The organism is Kitasatospora sp. NPDC085879 (genome assembly GCF_040686255.1).
GTDB lineage: Bacteria > Actinomycetota > Actinomycetes > Streptomycetales > Streptomycetaceae > Kitasatospora.
This window is the reverse complement of the sequence record NZ_JBFBJZ010000015.1, coordinates 128,432-147,895: the sequence shown is the minus strand read 5'-3', so window position 1 is coordinate 147,895 and position 19,464 is coordinate 128,432. Positions and strand designations below refer to the sequence as shown.

The 19,464-nt window shown below is 72.1% G+C and carries 16 protein-coding genes, 2 tRNA genes, 1 pseudogene and 1 riboswitch; of the genes and pseudogenes, 13 read left to right on the top strand and 6 right to left on the bottom strand.

Going from position 1 to position 19,464, the window contains the following annotated elements; genetic code table 11:
• Positions 1–63: 63 nt before the first annotated feature.
• Positions 64–1,371: an amino acid permease gene (locus AB0P35_RS14685; protein WP_363510549.1), complete on the bottom strand. Its 1,308-nt coding sequence runs from the start codon at positions 1,369–1,371 to the stop codon at positions 64–66.
• 397 nt (positions 1,372–1,768) lie between these two features.
• Here AB0P35_RS14685 and AB0P35_RS14680 point away from each other — a divergent pair, with 397 nt between their 5' ends.
• Positions 1,769–2,377 (top strand): biotin transporter BioY, encoded by a 609-nt coding sequence (locus AB0P35_RS14680; RefSeq protein WP_363510528.1) that lies wholly within the window; start codon positions 1,769–1,771, stop codon positions 2,375–2,377.
• 67 nt (positions 2,378–2,444) lie between these two features.
• On the top strand, positions 2,445–2,930 hold the full coding sequence (locus AB0P35_RS14675) for a ribose-5-phosphate isomerase (RefSeq protein WP_095875663.1): 486 nt from the start codon (positions 2,445–2,447) through the stop codon (positions 2,928–2,930).
• A gap of 31 nt (positions 2,931–2,961) precedes the next feature.
• On the opposite strand, the gene AB0P35_RS14670 is transcribed toward AB0P35_RS14675, so the two are convergent.
• Positions 2,962–4,221, bottom strand: coding sequence for a GNAT family N-acetyltransferase (locus AB0P35_RS14670; RefSeq protein ID WP_363510524.1), 1,260 nt, complete (start codon positions 4,219–4,221; stop codon positions 2,962–2,964).
• Between the two features lie 215 nt (positions 4,222–4,436).
• Here AB0P35_RS14670 and AB0P35_RS14665 point away from each other — a divergent pair, with 215 nt between their 5' ends.
• On the top strand, positions 4,437–5,654 hold the full coding sequence (locus AB0P35_RS14665; RefSeq protein WP_095874866.1) for a PP2C family protein-serine/threonine phosphatase: 1,218 nt from the start codon (positions 4,437–4,439) through the stop codon (positions 5,652–5,654).
• Between the two features lie 437 nt (positions 5,655–6,091).
• Complete coding sequence (locus AB0P35_RS14660; protein WP_030270493.1) at positions 6,092–6,286, top strand: hypothetical protein; 195 nt, start codon at positions 6,092–6,094, stop codon at positions 6,284–6,286.
• A 157-nt stretch (positions 6,287–6,443) separates the two neighbouring features.
• Here AB0P35_RS14660 and AB0P35_RS14655 read toward each other — a convergent pair whose 3' ends face one another.
• Positions 6,444–7,277, bottom strand: coding sequence for a DUF6348 family protein (locus tag AB0P35_RS14655; protein WP_363510520.1), 834 nt, complete (start codon positions 7,275–7,277; stop codon positions 6,444–6,446).
• Between the two features lie 349 nt (positions 7,278–7,626).
• Positions 7,627–7,789, top strand: a riboswitch (cyclic di-AMP (ydaO/yuaA leader).
• 4 nt (positions 7,790–7,793) lie between these two features.
• Here AB0P35_RS14655 and AB0P35_RS14650 point away from each other — a divergent pair.
• The 3 genes and pseudogenes from AB0P35_RS14650 to AB0P35_RS14640 all read left to right on the top strand — a co-directional run.
• Complete coding sequence (locus AB0P35_RS14650; RefSeq protein WP_363510517.1) at positions 7,794–8,756, top strand: LysM peptidoglycan-binding domain-containing M23 family metallopeptidase; 963 nt, start codon at positions 7,794–7,796, stop codon at positions 8,754–8,756.
• 388 nt (positions 8,757–9,144) lie between these two features.
• On the top strand, positions 9,145–10,551 hold the full coding sequence (locus AB0P35_RS14645) for a hypothetical protein (protein ID WP_363510514.1): 1,407 nt from the start codon (positions 9,145–9,147) through the stop codon (positions 10,549–10,551).
• A gap of 204 nt (positions 10,552–10,755) precedes the next feature.
• Positions 10,756–10,851: pseudogene (locus AB0P35_RS14640) on the top strand (hypothetical protein); the annotation flags it as partial.
• Positions 10,852–11,294: 443 nt separating this feature from the next.
• Here the strand turns inward: AB0P35_RS14640 and AB0P35_RS14635 are convergent.
• Positions 11,295–11,368, bottom strand: a tRNA-Gly gene (locus AB0P35_RS14635).
• Between the two features lie 164 nt (positions 11,369–11,532).
• Here AB0P35_RS14635 and AB0P35_RS14630 point away from each other — a divergent pair.
• The 5 genes from AB0P35_RS14630 to clpX all read left to right on the top strand — a co-directional run bounded on the left by AB0P35_RS14630 (position 11,533) and on the right by clpX (position 16,495).
• A tRNA-Pro gene (locus AB0P35_RS14630) sits at positions 11,533–11,606 on the top strand.
• A 257-nt stretch (positions 11,607–11,863) separates the two neighbouring features.
• On the top strand, positions 11,864–13,255 hold the full coding sequence (gene tig / locus AB0P35_RS14625; protein ID WP_179419483.1) for a trigger factor: 1,392 nt from the start codon (positions 11,864–11,866) through the stop codon (positions 13,253–13,255).
• A 266-nt stretch (positions 13,256–13,521) separates the two neighbouring features.
• On the top strand, positions 13,522–14,151 hold the full coding sequence (locus AB0P35_RS14620) for an ATP-dependent Clp protease proteolytic subunit (protein WP_095875664.1): 630 nt from the start codon (positions 13,522–13,524) through the stop codon (positions 14,149–14,151).
• A gap of 50 nt (positions 14,152–14,201) precedes the next feature.
• Positions 14,202–14,858: an ATP-dependent Clp protease proteolytic subunit gene (locus tag AB0P35_RS14615; RefSeq protein WP_095874871.1), complete on the top strand. Its 657-nt coding sequence runs from the start codon at positions 14,202–14,204 to the stop codon at positions 14,856–14,858.
• A gap of 350 nt (positions 14,859–15,208) precedes the next feature.
• On the top strand, positions 15,209–16,495 hold the full coding sequence (gene clpX, locus AB0P35_RS14610; protein WP_030270508.1) for an ATP-dependent Clp protease ATP-binding subunit ClpX: 1,287 nt from the start codon (positions 15,209–15,211) through the stop codon (positions 16,493–16,495).
• 125 nt (positions 16,496–16,620) lie between these two features.
• Here clpX and AB0P35_RS14605 read toward each other — a convergent pair whose 3' ends face one another.
• Positions 16,621–17,421 (bottom strand): hypothetical protein, encoded by an 801-nt coding sequence (locus AB0P35_RS14605; RefSeq protein ID WP_107486804.1) that lies wholly within the window; start codon positions 17,419–17,421, stop codon positions 16,621–16,623.
• Positions 17,422–17,466: 45 nt separating this feature from the next.
• A complete protein-coding gene (locus AB0P35_RS14600; RefSeq protein ID WP_363510509.1) occupies positions 17,467–18,423 on the bottom strand; it encodes a hypothetical protein in 957 nt (318 codons plus the stop codon).
• Between the two features lie 501 nt (positions 18,424–18,924).
• On the opposite strand from AB0P35_RS14600, the gene AB0P35_RS14595 reads away from it, so the two are divergent.
• Positions 18,925–19,449: a hypothetical protein gene (locus tag AB0P35_RS14595; RefSeq protein WP_363510506.1), complete on the top strand. Its 525-nt coding sequence runs from the start codon at positions 18,925–18,927 to the stop codon at positions 19,447–19,449.
• The last annotated feature ends 15 nt before the right edge of the window (positions 19,450–19,464 follow it).

Genomic DNA, 19,464 nt, shown 5'->3' with positions numbered 1-19,464 from the left:
CGGGTGGGGAGGCACAGCCTGTGCCTCCCCACCCGCGGTCCCCGCGCCCCTGCCGTACTCGGACTAGGCCGTCACGGCCCGCTTCTGCTTCATCCAGCCGGCCACGGCCAGCACGACCGCCAGACCGGCGGTGAAGTACAGCTGGATCCGGTTGCTCTCGTCCAGCAGCATCAGCGCCAGCACGCCCAGGATGCCGATCAGCGCCACCCAGGTCAGGTACGGGAAGGCCCACATCCGCACCGACAGCTGCTCCGGCGCCTCACGCTCCAGCCGCCGCCGCATCCGCAGCTGGGCCACCGCGATGAACGCCCAGACCACCAGCACCGAGGCGCCGACCATGTTCAGCAGCCAGGTGAAGACGGTGTCCGGCCACCAGTAGCTCAGCAGGACCGCCAGGAAGCCGAAGCCGGAGGAGGCCAGCACGGCCCGGCGCGGCACCCCGCCGCCGATCTTCCCCAGCGCCTTCGGGCCCTGGCCGCGCTGCACCAGCGAGTACGCCATCCGGGAGGAGCCGTAGATGTTGGCGTTCATCGCGGACAGCAGGGCGATCAGCACGACGACGTTCATGACCTGGCCGGCGCCCGGGATGCCCAGGCTGTTCAGCACCGCCACGTACGGGCCGGGGCTCAGGATGGAGGCGTCGTTCCACGGGACCAGCGTGACGATCACGATCATCGAGCCGACGTAGAACAGCGCGATCCGCCACATCGCGGTGCGCACCGCGCCCGCCACGCTGCGCCGGGGGTCCTTGGACTCGGCAGCGGCGATGGTGACGGTCTCCAGACCGCCGTAGGCGAAGACGGAGGCCAGCAGGCCGGTGACCAGGCCGGTGGTGCCGTTCGGCAGGAAGCCGCCGTGACCGGTCAGGTTGGCGGCGCCGGGGGAGTCGGTGCCGGGCAGCACGCCGGCGATCGCCAGGATGCCGATGACCAGGAACGCGGCGATCGCGGTGACCTTGATCGCGGCGAACCAGAACTCGAACTCGCCGAAGTTCTTCACCGCCGCCAGGTTGCTGGCGCAGAAGAAGGCCATGAAGACGGCCACCCAGACCCACAGCGGCACACCCGGGAACCAGCCCTGCATCACGTGCGAGGCGCCGATCGCCTCGGCCGCGACGCCGACGCACAGCAGCGTCCAGAACATCCAGCCGACGGTCAGGCCGGCCCACGGCCCGATCTCCCGCTCGGCGTGCACCGAGAAGGAACCGCTGGCCGGACGCGCGGCGGACATCTCGCCGAGCATCCGCATCACGAGCATCACGAGGACGCCGGAGATCGCGAACGCCAGGATGATCGACGGACCGGCGGCGGCGATGCCCGCGCCGGAGCCGACGAAGAGGCCGGCGCCGATGACGCCGCCCAACGCGATCATGGACAGATGGCGAGGCTTGAGGCCCGCGGCCAGCCGGCCCTCGGCGGCGGGCTCGGCAGCCGGCCGCTCCAGGGTGGGCGTGGGGGAGGGGGTCGTCATCAGGCGCATCCAGAGTTCGTCGGATATCGGAACGAGTTGTCCACTATTCGGCAGGGTCGATGGACACGCCAAGAAATCCCGGCAACGGCCCGCAATCCGGACACTGCCATGACTCCGTGTGACACCCGGGTCACCGACCTCGGGAAGCGCCGAGGCGGGACCCCACAAAGCCCGGCCCTGACGCTTTGTCGGAGACGGCGGCCGTCAGCTCGCATACCGGAGCGTAGGTTCACAACTGTTCACTGATCACCGGTCACCGATCGAATCCGACCGCCGAGCAGAAGCGGAGCCCCTCCCGATGGCCACTGCCGCGCCGACCACCGGCATCCCCGGCACCCCCGTGCTTGCCGACCTGCTGCCCAGCGCCACCACCCGCCTCGGCGGCCAGGTGCGCGAACTCGCCCTCGTCGCCGGCGGCGCCGCCGTCACCGGCCTCGCCGCCCAGCTGTCCGTGCCGGTGCCCGGCTCGCCCGTTCCCGTCACCGGCCAGACCTTCGCCGCCCTGCTGGTCGGCACCGCCCTCGGCGCCCGCCGCGGCACCGCCTCGCTCGCCCTCTACCTGCTGGCAGGCATGGCGGGCATGCCGTGGTTCGCCGACGGCACCTCCGGCTGGACGATGCCCAGCCTCGGCTACGTCCTCGGCTTCGTGCTCGCCGCCGGCCTCACCGGCGCCCTCGCCCGCCGCGGCGCCGACCGCAGCCCGCTGCGCACCGCGGTCGCCATGGTCCTCGGCAGCCTCGCGATCTACGCCGTCGGCGTCCCCTACCTGGCCGCCGCCCTGCACGTCCCGCTCGCCAAGGCGGCCGACCTCGGCCTCTACCCCTACCTGGTCGGCGACGCGCTCAAGGTGCTGCTCGCCATGGGCGCCCTGCCGCTCGCCTGGAAGCTCCTCGGCCGCACCCGCTGACCGGGCGGGCCCGGCACACGCCGCCCCCTCCGGCGGGCCGGTGCACGCGCATGCCACACTCGTGGTCATGCGCGTGTACCTGGGCTCCGACCATGCCGGATACGAACTGAAGAACCACCTCGTCGAGTGGCTGAAGGCGGCCGGCCACGAGCCGGTCGACTGCGGCCCGCACATCTACGACGCCGAGGACGACTACCCGCCGTTCTGCCTGCGCGCCGCCGAGCGCACCGCCGCCGACCCCGAGGCCCTCGGCGTCGTGATCGGCGGCTCCGGCAACGGCGAGGCGATCGCCGCCAACAAGGTCAAGGGCGTCCGCGCCGCACTCGCCTGGAGCGAGCAGACCGCCGCCCTCGGCCGCGAGCACAACAACGCCAACGTCATCTCCGTCGGCGGCCGGATGCACACCCTCGACGAGGCCACCAAGTTCGTCGAGATCTTCCTCAACACCCCGTACAGCGGCGAGGCCCGGCACACCCGCCGGATCGACATGCTGACCGAGTACGAGACCACCGGCGAACTCCCGCCGATCCCGGCCCACCACCCCCAGGGCTGATCCCTCCGAGACGCCTGGGCCGCACGGGCCGTCAGAACCCGTGCGGCAGCCAGGGCGCCACGTCCGAGGCGAAGGCCCGCGAGGCCCGCGCCAGCGCGCCCTCCGTCAGTTCGGCGACCAGGCCGGCCCGGGCCATCGCCGCCAGCGTCTCGCCGCCGAGATAGGCGGCCCCCAACTCGCGGACGTCCAGCGCCAGGTCGGCGGGTGCCCCGGTGCGGACACAGCTCGTCGCCCGGCCCGGGCCCGCACTCTTCAGCCGCCAGCGGCCCGCGTTCCACGGACAGAAGCCGTCCGCCACCTCCAGCACCGTGTCCAGCGGCTGCGCGTAGCCCCGCGACTCCAGCGCCGAGCCCACGTCCATCAGCCGCACGTGCAGTGCGTCGCTCAGCCGCGGCTCCAACCGGCGGACGTCCGACACCAGGTGCAGCAGCGGATCGTCCACCGGCAGGTTCGAGGCCGCCACGGTGTCCACCAGGTCCATGTCCATCAGGTAGCGCCAGAGCCGCGCGTACACCTGGGGCGTCAGCGCCTCGATGTCCCGCACCTTCACCCGGCCCGCCGCGTTGTCGGCCGCCGACCAGTCCACCTTCGCCGAGTAGCGGGCGTAGCCCAGCAGCCGGCCGCTCTCGGTGTCCTCGGCGAGCACGCACTGGCGCGGCGAGAAGCCGCCCCGGGAGGACGGCACGTCCAGCAGCGGATGCCGCTCCCAGCCGGGCCGGCGCTCCAGCCGGCCCGGACGCCCCGGCACCAGCGAGGCGTACAGCCGCTCGCAGGCCGCCGAGGCCTCCATCGGATCGGCGAGCCGCAGCCGCAGCGCCGGATTCTCCGCCACCGGCAGCGACACCCGGTGGCACGGCACCGTCACCGCCATCCGCCAGGCGGCCCGCCCGAACCCGAACCGGCCGTAGATGCCCGGCTCCGAGGCGGTCAGCGCCGCCAGCGGTTCGCGCGCCGCCCGCACGTCGTCGAGCAGCCGCCGCATCAGCACCGTCAGACCCCCGCGCCGGCGGTGGGTCGGCAGGATCCCGACCATGGTGACGCCCGCCACCGGCAGCACCGCCCCGCCCGGCACCGCCATCCGGAAGCTGAACGCCCCGCCGCCGCCGACCGGCTCCTCGCCGTCGCAGACCACCAGGGAACGCCCGACCTCGGTCAGCGAGCGGTACAGCTCGCGCTCCTCGGTCTCCTCCTCCTCGCCGCCGAAGGCGATCTCCAGCCGCCGGTACCAGCCGTCCCACTCCCCGGCGGTGAGCGGACGGACCGTCAGCGCACCGGCGTCACCTGTCGTCATACCGTCCACCCTCGCACCGGGCGCCGACCGTGTGCGACCGACTTTCCGGCGACCGGCCGACTCCCGGCGCACGGACGGTGGCACGCGCCCCCGGCGTGCACGCCGTGGCGCCCTCCCGTCACCCGGCCGAAACCCGCCGCCGGGCCACCGGGCGCCCGCGCAGCCCCGGCGCAGGCGTCGACGCCGACCCGCAACCGTGGATAAGGTCGGACCCCATGGCTGGCAGCACGCAGGGCACCCCGCCCCGGACGACTGCGACGGGCCCCACCGCGAGCGCGGCCAGGGAGCCCGTGACGGCCCGGTTGCGCACGAGGCTCCGCCGGGCCCGCCGCACCCTGCGCAGAACCGGCGTCGACTACTTCCGCGGCGCCGCCCCCGACTGGCTCGCCTTCGCGCTCTTCCTCGCCGCCGTCCCGCTGCTCGTCGTCCTCAACATCTGGATCCCCGCCTGGGTGCCGCCCACCTCCCTGGTGCTCCCCGTGCTCGCCGGCTCGCTGCTGCTGCGCCCCGGCACCCTCGTCCTGCTGTACGCCGCCGCCGCGGTGGGCCTGTCCACCGAGTCGCTCATCCACACCGGCGAACGCGTCGCCAGCGACAACCCCGACGCCTACGTCTACGGCGTCACCCCCGGCGCCGCCCTGGTCGTCGGCGCGGTCGGCGTCGCCGGCCTGCTGCTCGCCCAGTTCCGCAGCCGGGTCGGCGTGCCCTGGCGCGGCGGCGGCACCATGCTCTTCGACCTCCGCGAACGGCTCCGGGTGCAGAGCCAGCTGCCCCGGCTGCCCGAGGGCTGGTCCGCCGACATGGCGCTGCGCCCGGCCGGCGGCCAGTCCTTCTCCGGCGACTTCGTGGTCGCCGCCCGCACCGGCCCCGGCGGCCGCACCCTGGAGGTCGTGCTCGCCGACGTCTCCGGCAAGGGCATGGACGCCGGCAGCCGCGCCCTGCTGCTCTCCGGCGCGTTCGGCGGCCTGCTCGGCTCGCTGCCGGCGCACGACTTCCTGCCCGCCGCCAACGGCTACCTGCTCCGCCAGGAGTGGGAGGAGGGCTTCGCCACCGCCGTCCACCTGGTGCTCGACCTCGACACCGGCCAGTACGAACTGCTCTCCGCCGGCCACCTGCCCGGCATGCAGCGGCGCGGCGGCACCGGCACCTGGGAGGTCAAGGAGTCCGAGGAGGGACCGCTGCTCGGCATCTACGACGGCGCCAAGTTCGAGGGCCTGCGCGGCCGCCTCGACTGCGGCGACGTCCTGATGCTGTGCACCGACGGCATGGTCGAGATCCCCGGCCGCGACCTCGCCGAGGGCATGGACCGGCTGATGGGCGAGGCCGACCGACTCGTCGTCAACGGCTTCCGCGGCGCCGCCGGCCGCCTCATCGAGACGGTCGCCAAGGACGTCAACGACGACCGTGCCGTGCTGCTGGTGTGGCGCCAGTAGCGCCTGTCAACCCCCGGGAGTGATCTTCGGCCAATCCTGACGAACCCTTCACCCGGTGGATCGCAGGCCGCAGGCCTGCCGATTGGCCATTCCGGCGCGTTTCACCCCACCCCCGCCGACGGTTCGTCAGAAGGCGTCCGCTATCGTCTCGGTCGGCGGAAATTCGTCTCACATGGCAGGATCTTCGCTCCGGGCTCCCGGCTAGTCCTTTACGCAGGCAGCACGAACGACCACACTGAGTCCGGGTGGGCTGGTCGATGCTCGGGGGATGGGGGGCGACAGATGCGGCAGACAGCAGGCGTCACCGGCGCCGCAGGCGCCTCCACGGCGGCGGGATCGGTCGACTCGTGCCAGGGACGGTCGGCGCAGGCCGCGGTCCGGTTCCGACACGGGGTTCCAGGACGAACCCCTGCCACAGATTGAGGAAGTGAGTCCGGGTGGCCTTCTCCGTCTCCGCGCTGTTCCTGTTCGGCGTCATCGTCGTCATCTTCATCCGCAACAAGCAGCTGAAGACCAGCCATGCGATCATCGCGGCGCTCTTCGGCTTCATGGTGAGCCAGTCCACGGCGGCCCGGCCGATCCAGGACTTCCTCAACCAACTGGCGAAGACCATCTCGTCCGTGGCGAGCTGACCGACCCCGCCCGGCGCCGGCGCGTGTCCTGCGGATCACGCCGGGCGCGGACGCCCCGGCACGCACGTGCTCCCGGCCCTCGGCCGGGAGGCGCCACACACGCGCCCGGCAGCCGCACGCACCGGACCCTGCTCGCCGATCCGGCCGGACCCGCGGCCTAACGGCCGGCCCGGGCCCGCCGCCAACGGGCCAGCACCCCGAGCCGTGCGGCGGGCCCGGACACCGTCGGAGCCTCGGCCCCGGCCGCAGCCCGCTCCCGGGCCGGCCGGCCCTCCGCGCCGCTCTCCTCCGGGCCGTCTCCCGCCCCGCTGCGCCCCGGCAGGCTGCCGTCCGGCACCAGCAGGACGAACAGCCGTGCCCAGCAGAGCCGTTCGCCGCGCGGCCAGTCGAGCGCCCGCAGCGCCGCCGAGGCCTGCTCCGACACCGAGCCGTTGACCCGGACCTCCGCGACGTCCTCGCCCGCCCGGCCGCCGAGGAACAGCTTCACCCCCGTCACCGCCGGCTCCGCGAGCTCCCGCGCCAGCACCCCGGCCAGTGCCGGCAGCAACCGGTGGTCCGCCAGCCACTCCGCCAGCCGGTCGCTGCCGAAACCGAAGACGGCCGCCGGCCCCTGGACGGCATGCCACCCCGGCAGCTGCTCCGGGCGGAAGTGGTCGCCGTGCGTGCCCCGGCCCTCCTGCAGCTCCACCACGGCCGACGCGGTGGTGGTCGCCCACATCCGCACCGCGCTCTCCATCCGCTCCTGCTCCGTCCGGCCGAGGCCCGCCGTGCAGTCCCACACCACCGGGCCGTCCGCCCGCCCCACGTCGAAGGCGAAGCCGAGGTCGACGTGCCCGGCGCCGCCGTTCTCACCGGGGTGCTCCCGCACCGCCACGGCCGTCGTCCCGGGCCCGCGCACCACACTGCCCTCGACCGTGAACCGCTGCCCGAGCCGGGCCATCTCCCGGACGACGCTGAGCCGGATCACATCCGGTCCGGACTGCGCGCGCACCCGCGGCTCCTCGCTCGAAAAGGGGTCGAACACCGATAGGGAGCGAGGCTATCGGCCCCGCGCGTGACCAGCGTCACCGGGCGGGCCATGATCCGTGCCGGGCCGCGACCGGGCAGCCACACCCGGTGTCCGATTTGCCTGACTGCTGGTGATCCGGACACGTACGGTCACTGATCTGACTGCGCTCCGCCCACCACCATCGGGCGGAGAGTGACCCCCGGGAGGGCTCTCGGGGGTCCCCGAGGGCGGGGCGCTTGCCTCCGGAGGGGGCGATCGGTTTTCCTCGAATCCTGCCCGGCCACAACGGCTGGGCGGGCCACCGGGCGGAACGCCGAGTCCTGCCGCCGCCCGGGGTCACGCACCATTCCGTGCACGGCAGGAGCGGGGGACCCAAGGTAAGTGCCGCGCCCGGTGATCCGGGACGGCTTGGGGTGAAGTCGCGTCATTTTCGCGACCGGGCGAACTCCCCGCCCGAACCCGACAGCTCACCTCGCAGGCGTCGGAGAGGAAAACCTGATGTCCGTTCTGGGCACCCGTCTGTCCCGCGTCGCCGTCGCCACCGGTGTGGCCGCCGCCGCCATTGCCATCCCCGTCACCGCTGCGTCCGCCGCCTCGGTCCACAGCGCCGCCCCGGCTGCCGCTCCGGCCGCCGCGGCCCCGGCCGCCGCGCACACCGAGGCCCCCGCCGCCGCGCCGGCCGCCCCGGCCGCCGACGCCAGCTACAAGGTGGTCCACGGCGACACCCTGTCCAAGATCGCCAACGCCCAGCACGTCGACGGCGGCTGGAAGAAGCTGTACCAGGACAACCGCCAGGTCATCGGCGGCAACCCGAACCTGATCTTCCCCGGCCAGAAGCTGACCGTCGCCGGCAAGGCCGCCCAGGCCGCCGCCCCGCAGGCCGAGGCGAAGAAGTCCGACGCCGCCGCCTCGCGCTCCGAGAAGCGCACCCCGGTCCAGGCCGCGCCGAAGCCGGCCGCGCCCAAGACCGAGGCCGCCAAGCCCGCCGCGCCGAAGCCGGCCGCCCCGAAGCCGGCCGCCGCCCCGAAGACCGAGGCCGCCAAGCCCGCCGCCGCCTCCGGCTACGTCGCGCCGGTCGCCGCCTCCCTCGGCACCCCGTACCACAAGGCCGGCTCCAACTGGTCCAGCGGCTACCACACCGGTGTGGACTTCGCCGTCAGCACCGGCACCTCCATCCACGCCATCGCCGCCGGCACCGTCGTCGAGGCCGGCTGGGGCGGCGCCTACGGCAACAACGTCGTCATCAAGCACGCCGACGGCAAGTACTCGCAGTACGCCCACTTCTCCGCGCTGAAGGTCTCGGTCGGCCAGACCGTCACCGCCGGCCAGGTCATCGGCCTCTCCGGTGCGACCGGCAACGTGACCGGCCCGCACCTGCACTTCGAGGTCCGCACCACCCCGTCGTACGGCTCCGACATCGACCCGGTGGCGTACCTCGCCGCCCACGGTGTCCGCGTCTGACGCAACACACCGACGCCGCTGCCCCGGCACACCGCCGAGGCGCACCGCGCCGCACCCGAAGGCCCGGCCCGGGGATCCCACGATCCCGGGGCCGGGCCTCGGCCGTTTCCCCCAATTCCCGTGACCGCGTGCGGACTTCGGCGCGGCCTGCGGGTGCCCGCCGGCCGCGGGGGCCGGCCGAGACGTGTGGTGCGGGCGACGAGAACCGAAAGACGGTCCCGCAGTTCGTCGCGATCGGCAACGACACCCGGGCCCTGGCGTGACCCCCGTCACCACCCCAGCGGATAACCCGGGCGGTCGTTCGTACGTGTGCACTAGCATTCCCCGCGCTCGTCGAGCGGTGTTCGACCGGAACGCCACCGGCGGGTACTCCAGGGGAGGGCACTCCGTGAACAGAACCCCGGCCGCACGTACCCGTGCGGCCTTCGCCTCGGTCGCCGCGGCCGGCCTCGCGCTGCTCGCCGTCGCCGCGCCCGCGCACGCGACCGGCGGCACGCCGACGACGCCGACCGACCTGTACAACGAGTACCGGGCGTGCTCCACCGACCAGGCCGCGCCCGTGTACGTCGCGGGGCGCACCGGTCTCACGGTGGAGGGAATCCCCGGCCACACCGACCCCAACACCCGGTGGATCACCGAGCAGTTCCGGGCCTGGCCGGTCTCCGACCCGTCGCAGGTCGTCACCGCCGAGCGGGGGTACGCCTCCGTGGGCAACGAGGCGACGGCCACCCTGGGCGGCTACAACGCCCCGCTGCGCGACGGCGAGACCTACGCCTGGCAGGCACGGACCGTGGACGCGGACAGCGGCGCCGCCTCCGACTGGTCGGCCCCGTGCTACGTGGCCACCGACGACACCTTCCCGAGCGCGGAGCCGACCGTCAGCTCGCCGAACTACCCGGCGGGACAGCGGAACCAGGGCGGCACCCCGATCACGCTCACGTTCGGTGCCAACGGTGTGAGCGGCGTCGCCGGCTACGCGTTCACCTGGTTCGGCACGTTCCCGGTCCCCGGCGTCTCGACGGTCGGGGAGCACGGCATCCCGCAGTACCGCGACCCCTACGAGACCAGTCCGAACTACTTCGCGCGGGCGGACTCCCTCGGCGGCTCGGCCACGGTGAACCTGATGCCGCCGTACAACAGCGGGCTCCTGGTCCTGCGGGTGGCCAGCCTGGACCGGGCGTTCAACATGTCCCAGCCCACGACCTACTACATCGCGGTCAAGCCGGACGCGCCGAAGGTCACCAAGGTCTCCAACTCGCCGCAGTACGGCAAGCAGGCGATCTTCAAGCTCACCCCCGACCCGGATCTCCACGCGGTGAGCCCCGTGGTCAGCTACACCGTCGAGCGCCTCGGGCAGACCCGGTCGACGACGACGGTCAAGGCGTCCACGAGCGGAATCGCCGAGCTGAACCTCACGCTGGACGACCCGTACGGCGACGTGCTGCTCGTCACCTCCACCAGCGCGAACGGCTGGGTGAGCCAGCAGCAGTGGTGGAGCACCGGTGGCACCGACACCTCCCCGACCGTGACCTCGGACGTCTACCCCGAGAACGGTTCGGGCGGCGGCGCGGGCGTGCCCGGCACCTTCACCTTCACCCCGAAGATCAAGGGGGCGGTCAGCTACACGTACTCCGTCAACTGGGGCGAGGGCACCACGGTGAAGGCCGGCGCCCGCGGCGAGGCGCAGGTTTCGTGGACCCCGACCGACAGCGGCTGGTACGCCCTGGAGGTCTACGGCACCACCAAGGACGGGGCCCAGACGGCTCCGACCGACTACTTCTTCACCGTCAACTGACCTTTCTGCCGGTCCGGAGGGGCGTGGGCTGCGGCCTGCGCCCCTCCGGCGTGCCACCGGGCGTCGTCGCCGGGGGGACGGCCGAGGTGCGCGACGTCCTGCGTCCGGGGTTGATCGGGACACCGCGGGTGCTCGCCACCTCACCGCCTCCGGCTCCGGCCTCGTCCACGACCGGCCCGCCGCTGCCGCTGCGGCACCGAGCACCTGGTCAACGACCCGGCCCTCGGTTCACCCCTCGACCCGGACGGCTGCGACCACACGCACGCGGTGCTCCGGAACGGCCACGCCGGCAAGCTACGGGCCCGCTTCCGCGTCCACCTGCGCCACGAGATCGCCAAACGCGCCGGCCCTACCCTTGCCGAGGTGTACGCGGTCGCCGACCGGATCTCGGGTCGCCACCAGGCCTTGGCGCTGGTCGCGGCGCTGTGCGGGCCGTGCCGCGGGCCACGGGCGTCATGCCGCGGCGCAACCACGTTCAACCGGGTTTGGCACCGAGCGTGCGCCGGGGCGGGCGTCGCCGGCCTGAGCTTCCACGATCCTCGGCACACCCGGAACACCCGGCCGCTCGACCCACGCCGGCACCCGGGAACTCATGGCGAGGACGGGGGACGGTACTGCCCGGGCCGCGCTGATCCACCGGCACCCCACCGAACGGGCACGGAAGGGGCACGACGCTCTGAAAGTGCCTCAGACGACAACGGCCCCAGCTTCGCGATCATGTCGCTGAGCTGGGGCCGATGCGTTGGAGCGGGCGACGGGAATCGAACCCGCGTGGCCAGTTTGGAAGACTGGGGCTCTACCATTGAGCTACGCCCGCGTACGTGCGCCAACGGCACGTCGCCCCTCGGCCGGTGAGGGCCTCGGGGACGGGGGCCAGCCTACCTGGTCGGGTCGGCCGAATGCACACTGCTTTCGCTCCGGCGGCCGGTGATATTGCGGCGAGGGGGCCCGGACCGGCGTGTACTCTCTCTTTCGGCACTACGGGGTGTGGCGCAGTTTGGTAGCGCGTCCGCTTTGGGAGCGGAAGGCCGTCGGTTCGAATCCGGTCACCCCGACGCTTTCGGCAGGGTCTCGTCAGGCGGGCGGGGCCCTGTTGCATTCGTGGTACCGGTAGGATGGGCCGATGGCGGTAGTACCTGTGGCATGCACACAGGCAGCAGCCGCCCGAGGGCGAGGAGTCACGCTCACCGTCCACCCCGTACGGGAGATGCAGCCCCAATCGCCCATCGCCCGTCTCGCCCGACCGACCGGCCGTCCGGCCGAGAACGTCGGGCGGAGACAACCTGACCGCAAGCCCATAGGAGACCAAACCGTGAAGAGCGCCGTCGAGACTCTGAACCCGACCCGGGTTCGACTCACCGTCGAGGTGCCCTTCGAGGAGCTCAAGCCCAGCCTCGACGCGGCGTACAAGAAGATCAACCAGCAGGTCACGGTTCCGGGCTTCCGCAAGGGCAAGATCCCGGCTCGCGTCATCGACCAGCGCTTCGGCCGTGCCGCGGTGCTGGAGGAGGCCGTCAACGACGCCCTGCCGCGCTTCTACACGCAGGCCGTCGACGAGGGCAAGATCGAGGTCCTCGGCCAGCCCGAGATCACCGACATCGAGGGCGTGGAGCGGATCGCCGACGGCGGGGACCTCAAGTTCACCGCCGAGGTGGACGTCCGCCCGGAGATCGCCCTGCCTGACTTCTCGGACATCGCTGTCACCGTCGACGCCGTCTCGGTCGCCGACGAGGACGTCGACAAGTCGCTGGAGCAGCTCCGCGAGCGCTTCTCCTCCGTCAAGGACGTCGAGCGCGCCGCGGCCGCCGGCGACGTCGTGGTCGTGGACCTCGAGGCCAAGGTCGACGGCGAGGTGCCGGAGGACGGCACCGCGACCGGCGTGAGCTACGAGATCGGCTCCGGCCGCCTGCTGGACGGCATCGACGAGGCCGTGGTCGGCCTGTCCGCCGGTGAGTCCAAGACCTTCACCACCGAGCTCAAGGGCGGCACCCAGGCCGGCAAGAGCTCCGAGGTCACCGTCACCGTGACCACCGTCCAGGAGAAGGAGCTCCCCGAGCTCGACGACGAGTTCGCCCAGCTGGCGAGCGAGTTCGACACCCTGGACGAGCTGAAGGCCGACTCCCGCAAGCGCCTCGAGCGCATGAAGGAGTTCGACCAGGCCACCCAGGCCCAGGAGAAGGTCCTGGACGAGCTGCTGACCCGGGTCGAGATGGAGTACCCGGAGAAGCTCCTCAAGGACGAGGTCGAGACCCGCAAGCACAACCTGGAGCACCACCAGCTCGAGCCCATGGGCATGAACCTCGAGACCTACCTGGCCACCCAGGACAAGTCCGTCGAGGACTACGAGCAGGAGACCGCGGACCAGGCGAAGAAGGGCATCAAGACCCAGTTCGTCCTGGACGAGATCGTGGCCAAGGAGGAGCTCAACGTCAGCCAGGAAGAGCTGACCGAGCACCTCATCCGCCGCGCCGCCGGCTCCGGTCTCACCCCGGACCAGTTCGCGCAGCAGATCGTCCAGGGCGGCCAGGTTCCGCTGCTGGTCGGCGAGGTCGCCCGCGGCAAGGCGCTGGCCCTGGTCGTCGAGGCCGCCACCGTCACCGACAGCAACGGTGAGACCGTCTCCTTCGAGGACGACGAGGACGAGACCGAGGCGACCGACGCCGTCGAGACCGTCGAGGTCGAGGACGAGGCCACCGAGGCCTGATCCTCCGCTTGCACAGGGCAGTGGCCCGGACACCGCACGGTGTCCGGGCCACTGCCGTCTGCGCAGAAGGGGGCGGGTGCCCTCCCGACCCGCCGCCGACCCGCCCGGAGCCCGGCGCCGCCGTATTTCCGCGCACACCCTGCGCTCACAGCGAACAGTTCTGCGTGGGGGATTCTGCGGCGCGGCCTGCGCGTTAGGGTCGGTGGACAGCGACACACACGCAGATCGACTGAGCAGGTGGCTAAGTGACGTTCCCGCAGATGCAGATGGATGGCCTGACGGCGCCGCGCGCCGCCGCCGGTGACGTGCTCGGCGGCCTGGGCGACCAGGTCTACAACCGGCTGCTCAACGAGCGCATCATCTTCCTCGGCCAGCAGGTCGACGACGACATCGCCAACAAGATCACCGCCCAGCTCCTCCTCCTGGCCGCGGACCCGGAGAAGGACATCTTCCTGTACATCAACTCGCCGGGCGGTTCGATCTCGGCGGGCATGGCGATCTACGACACCATGCAGTACATCAAGAACGACGTGGTGACGATCGCGATGGGCATGGCGGCCTCGATGGGCCAGTTCCTGCTCACCGCCGGCGCCAAGGGCAAGCGCTTCTCGCTGCCCAACGCCAACATCCTGATGCACCAGCCCTCCGCCGGTCTGGGCGGTTCGGCCTCCGACATCCGGATCCAGGCCGAGCAGCTGCTGCGCACCAAGAAGCGCATGTCCGAGCTGATCGCCTTCCACAGCGGCCAGAGCTTCGACCAGATCACCGCTGACTCCGACCGCGACCGCTGGTTCAGCCCGGAGGAGGCCAAGGCGTACGGCCTCATCGACGAGATCATGCACAGCGCCGCGGACGTCCCCGGTGGCGGCGGCACCGGCGCCGGCTTCACCGCCTGACGGCCGGCCCCAGACTTCCAGACCGCACGCTTCGGAGGACCGAACCCCCCATGAACACTCCCTACACGCCGCGCGGCGAGTTCCAGGGCGCCCGAGCCGAGGGCCGCTACATCGTGCCGCGCTTCGTCGAGCGCACCTCCCAGGGCATCCGCGAGTACGACCCGTACGCCAAGCTGTTCGAGGAGCGCATCATCTTCCTCGGCTCGCAGGTCGACGACGTCTCGGCCAACGACATCATGGCGCAGCTGCTGTGCCTGGAGTCGATGGACCCGGACCGCGAGATCCAGATGTACATCAACTCGCCCGGCGGCTCGTTCACGGCGCTCACGGCGATCTACGACACCATGCAGTACGTGAAGCCGGACATCACCACCGTCTGCATGGGTCAGGCGGCCTCCGCCGCGGCCGTGCTGCTGGCGGCGGGCACCCCGGGCAAGCGGATGGCGCTGCCGAACGCCCGCATCCTGATCCACCAGCCGTACACCGAGACCGGCCGCGGTCAGGTGTCCGACCTGGAGATCCAGGCCAAGGAGATCTTCCGGATGCGCGAGCAGCTGGAGGAGATGCTGGCCAAGCACTCCAACAAGCCGGTGGAGACGGTCCGTGACGACATCGAGCGCGACAAGATCCTGACGGCCGAGGAGGCCCTGGAGTACGGGCTGATCGACCAGATCATCTCGACCCGCAAGTCCTCGCTGACGGGCTGAGTCCTCCGCGGCTTCGGGGGCGGGGCCGTGCGCGGCTGTCGGTCTCTCACGAACCACCGGTGCAGGAGCGCGCGGTGGTGTCGGGGGGCGCGACAGTGACGTACGCCCCGCCCCGATCCGTTCCGGTCCTGGCGGTCGGACGGGCACAATGCAGTATGGGCCCATGCCCGTGAGACGGCTTCTGTTCGGTATCAATTCGCCCAGGGCGTAGGGCAGAGCTGTCGAAGTCGGCGGAATCACCGGCTCGGCAGAGTACCGTCGGATAGCGAGACCGACCGCCGACGGCGCAGCCGGTCCACAGCACCAGGCCCCGGAGAGCTGCGGGGCCCCTGGCGAAGGGGAAGCACCTCGTGGCACGCATCGGAGACGGTGGCGACCTGCTCAAGTGCTCGTTCTGCGGCAAGTCGCAGAAGCAGGTGAAGAAGCTGATCGCCGGGCCTGGCGTCTACATCTGCGACGAGTGCATCGACCTCTGCAACGAGATCATCGAGGAAGAGCTCGCGGAGTCCTCGGAGGTCCGTTTCGAGGAGCTGCCGAAGCCCCGCGAGATCTACGAGTTCCTCGACCAGTACGTGGTCGGCCAGGACCTCGCGAAGAAGGCGCTGTCCGTCGCGGTCTACAACCACTACAAGCGCGTCCAGGCCGGTGAGAACGGCCGGGCCGGCAACGGCCGCGAGGACGCGATCGAGCTGGCCAAGTCCAACATCCTGCTGCTCGGCCCGACGGGCTCCGGCAAGACGCTGCTGGCGCAGACGCTGGCCCGGATGCTGAACGTGCCCTTCGCGATCGCGGACGCCACCGCGCTGACCGAGGCCGGCTACGTCGGCGAGGACGTCGAGAACATCCTGCTCAAGCTGATCCAGGCGGCGGACTACGACGTCAAGAAGGCCGAGACCGGGATCATCTACATCGACGAGATCGACAAGGTCGCCCGCAAGAGCGAGAACCCGTCGATCACCCGTGACGTCTCCGGCGAGGGTGTGCAGCAGGCGCTGCTGAAGATCCTGGAGGGCACCACCGCCTCGGTGCCGCCGCAGGGCGGGCGCAAGCACCCGCACCAGGAGTTCATCCAGATCGACACCACCAACGTGCTGTTCATCGTGGGCGGTGCCTTCGCGGGCCTGGAGCGGATCATCGAGGGCCGGGCCGGCGCCAAGGGCATCGGCTTCGGCGCGACCATCCGCTCCAAGCGGGAGTCGGACGCGAGCGACCACTTCCGCCAGGTCATGCCGGAAGACCTCGTGAAGTTCGGCATGATCCCCGAGTTCATCGGCCGTCTGCCCGTGATCACCAGCGTGCACAACCTGGACCGCGAGGCGCTGCTGCAGATCCTCACCGAGCCGAAGAACGCGCTGGTCAAGCAGTACCGCAAGCTCTTCGAGCTGGACGGCGTGGAGCTGGAGTTCACCCGGGACGCGCTGGAGGCCATCGCCGACCAGGCGATCCTGCGCGGCACCGGCGCCCGCGGTCTGCGCGCGATCATGGAGGAGGTGCTGATGTCCGTGATGTACGAGGTGCCCTCCCGCCAGGACGTCGCCCGCGTGGTGGTGTCGGGGGACGTCGTCTCCAAGCACGCCATCCCGACCCTCGTGCCGCGCGACATGATCAAGCGCGAGCGCCGCGAGAAGAGCGCCTGACGCCCGTCGGCCCAGGCCGTGACGGATCGACGACGGCGAAGGCCCTGCACCGCTTCCGGGTGCAGGGCCTTCGCCGTTGCCGGGGGGCGTTCCGAGGGCGGCCCCCGGTGCCGACGTGCCGGGTGCTACTTGCGCACCTCGGCGATCCGCCGCAGTTCGAGGGCGGCGGCCGCGGCGTCGTCCAGGTCCACGTCGGAGTCCTGGTCGACCTCGCCGGTGAGCACGGCGACGAAGGTGGAGCCGTCCGCCCAGGCGCACAGGCTGTCGTCCTCGGTCGGGGCGTGCATGACCTCGCAGCTGAGCCGGCCGCCGAGCGGGCCCGCGTCGAAGTCGCGGCGGCCGCTGAAGGTGGTGCCCTGGCTGCTCGCGCCCTTCTCGAAGTTGGTGTAGAAGTCGTCGATCTGGCTGCTGGGGGAGAGGACCGTGCCGTAGCCGCCGAACACCGCGACGACCTTCTGCCGGTCGGTGTAGACGGTGCTCACCGGGGTCGGCGACCAGGCGTTGTCGCCCTTGCCGAGCGAGTCGTTGAGCCCGGACTCCAGCTTCTGCGCGAGCGGGTTGGAGTCCTCCCGCGGCAGGCCCTGGAAGGAGCTCGGCAGCGAGATCCGGTAGTTGTTGGTCTTTGAGGTCACGTCATAGACGAAGTAGCCGAGCAGGCCGCCGCCGAGCAGGATGACGCCGCCCACGCAGCCGAGCACCACCCAGAGCGTCTTGCGTGACTTCTGCGGCTGCGGGACGACCCCGCCGCCCCAGGGCTGCTGGGCCGGCACGCCGTAACCGCCGGGCTGCCCGTACGGTGCGGGCTGCTGCGGGTAGCCGTAGCCGGGCTGCGGCGGGCCGAAGCCCGGCTGGGCGGGCGGCGGGGGCGGTGCCCCGTAGGGCTGCGGGGACGGCGGTGGGCCGCCGTACGGGTTCTGCTCGGACACCGGAGGTCCTTTCGACGGAGTCGACCCTGGCTGCTTCTCGACCGGCTACTTCTTGACTTCGACGGCGCCGCGGATGGCGGCGGTCTTCGTGGCGGCTTCGGCGGGCGTGATCGGTGCCTTCCCGGTGAAGCTCAGGTCGGCGAACACCACCTCGCCGGCGGTCCAGTGGTCCGCCCAGAAGCAGACGGTGTTGCCGGCCGCGGTCTTGGTGGCGGACGTGGTCAGCACCCCGCACTTGAGCTTGGCGCCGGGCGCGCCGGCGCTGCCGGCCGGGTACTCGGTCGGCCGGGTCTTCCAGGTGCTGTTGACGGTGGTGCCGGCGATCGTCTTGGGCTTGACCGCCTCGGCCTCCAGCGCGACCAGCACGAGGTCGGGGACGGCCACCGTGCCGTAGCAGCCGACGATCTGCACCATGTCCGTCTGGCCCTTGGTGTAGCTGCCCGCGACGGCGGTGCCGTCCGGGCAGGCCGGCTTCTGGCCGTCCGGGCCCGGCGTGGCCGGGACGGAGGTGGCCTTCTGCTGGGTGTGGCCGTCCGGGAGGGACATCGGCAGGTCGAGCTTGTACGCGGCGGAGGCGACCGTGCCGCCCCCGCCGGTGCTGCCGCCGGTGCCGCCCGTACCGCCGGTGCCGCCGCTGCTGTCGCTGCCGGACAGGCCCCAGACCGCGAGGCCGCCGCCGATCAGCACCACGGCGCCGATCACCAGGCCGATCACCAGCCCGTTGTTGCTCTTCGGCGGGGGCGGCGGCGGGTAGCCGCCCGGGGCGCCGTAGGGCTGCGGCTGCCCGGGCACCTGGGCCTGCGGGTAGCCGGGCTGGGCGCCGTACGGCGGGGCCGGCTGCTGCTGCGGGTAGCCGTAGGAGGGCGGCTGCTGAGCGCCGTACGCCGGCGGCTGCTGGGCACCCCCGTACTGCGGGGGCTGGCCGTACGGCGGCTGCGGCTGGCCGTACGGCTGTTGCGGCTGCCCCTGCGGATACTGCTGGCCCTGGCCGTACATCGACATCGGTCTCCCCCGCCACGGCGCTCCGCGGCCTGCTCTTCGGCGTTGCTCCTCGTCAGTACCCGTACGGCTGCCCGCGCGAGTATCCGGGCACGCTACCGCACGGCCGACCGCGGCCGCCGGGGTGGTCCTGGCGGCGGGCGGACGACGACCTCCCCCTTGCCGAGCGGACGCCGCGGGCCGGTACGGCCGGCCGGACGCCCACGGAAATGCCATACCCCGGGAGCGGTGCGGGAACCCGCCCCGGGCGCCGCCGCAGCGCGCGGGCATGCGGTGCCCGCCGCATCAAAAGCGCCATTCGGTATATCCGCCGGCGTTCTTGATAGTCCGTTCGGCGGTATTTCATCGTGTGCGTCCGAGATCGCTCCCGGTATTGCGGCTGACCGTTTGTCCGGTGAATCATCTCCGTTTCTGCGTGCGCGCGTTCCACCGATGTTCGGAGTTGGGATGTGTACGGTGTTCAGACGTCCCCATTCGGGTGTGCGACTGACGGGAGGGCACGTCATGGTGGCGACCAGGGAGTTGGCCGACGAACTGCCACAGCAGGATGTCGAGACGGCCAAGGCCCGGGCGGCGACCCTGTTGCTGGCATTCCGGCACGGGAACCAGCTGTCCTTCGACGCGCAGCTGGACCGGCTCTTCGCCGACCACGTGGAGCGCGAGGTCACCACCCTGCTGGTGTGGATCGCGGCCGAGGCGGTCCGCAAGGCCTACGCGCCCGAGGCCGCCGACCGCGTGCTGCGCTCGCTCGCCCGCCGGGCCCCCGCCGACACCTCCGGCGTGCTGCTCGACGAGGAGGCCGCCGATCCGGCCCGGCTGATCGAGGCCGTCGACACCGGCGACGTCGCGGCCGTCCGCGCACTGGTGGCCGCCACCCCCGACACCACCTGCCTGCTCGGCGGGCTGCTGCAGGCCGTCGCCATGATGCTGCCGCTGCTGCCCGAGGGGGAGGGCGCCGAGATCGCCGCCGAGCTGCGCCGCCGGCACGGCGGGCGCGCCGCCCAGGTGCCCGAGGCCCGCCACGGCTGAGCCGGCCCGGTCGGC

What these genes read in the sequence shown, in the direction of transcription:
- AB0P35_RS14685 (WP_363510549.1), bottom strand. Translation starts at nt 1,371, where the DNA reads ATGATCGCGTTGGGCGGCGTCATCGGCGCCGGCCTCTTCGTCGGCTCC.
- AB0P35_RS14680 (WP_363510528.1), top strand. Translation starts at nt 1,769, where the DNA reads ATGGCCACTGCCGCGCCGACCACCGGCATCCCCGGCACCCCCGTGCTT.
- AB0P35_RS14675 (WP_095875663.1), top strand. Translation starts at nt 2,445, where the DNA reads ATGCGCGTGTACCTGGGCTCCGACCATGCCGGATACGAACTGAAGAAC.
- AB0P35_RS14670 (WP_363510524.1), bottom strand. Translation starts at nt 4,221, where the DNA reads ATGACGACAGGTGACGCCGGTGCGCTGACGGTCCGTCCGCTCACCGCC.
- AB0P35_RS14665 (WP_095874866.1), top strand. Translation starts at nt 4,437, where the DNA reads ATGGCTGGCAGCACGCAGGGCACCCCGCCCCGGACGACTGCGACGGGC.
- AB0P35_RS14650 (WP_363510517.1), top strand. Translation starts at nt 7,794, where the DNA reads ATGTCCGTTCTGGGCACCCGTCTGTCCCGCGTCGCCGTCGCCACCGGT.
- AB0P35_RS14620 (WP_095875664.1), top strand. Translation starts at nt 13,522, where the DNA reads ATGGATGGCCTGACGGCGCCGCGCGCCGCCGCCGGTGACGTGCTCGGC.
- AB0P35_RS14615 (WP_095874871.1), top strand. Translation starts at nt 14,202, where the DNA reads ATGAACACTCCCTACACGCCGCGCGGCGAGTTCCAGGGCGCCCGAGCC.
- AB0P35_RS14600 (WP_363510509.1), bottom strand. Translation starts at nt 18,423, where the DNA reads ATGTCGATGTACGGCCAGGGCCAGCAGTATCCGCAGGGGCAGCCGCAA.
- AB0P35_RS14595 (WP_363510506.1), top strand. Translation starts at nt 18,925, where the DNA reads ATGGTGGCGACCAGGGAGTTGGCCGACGAACTGCCACAGCAGGATGTC.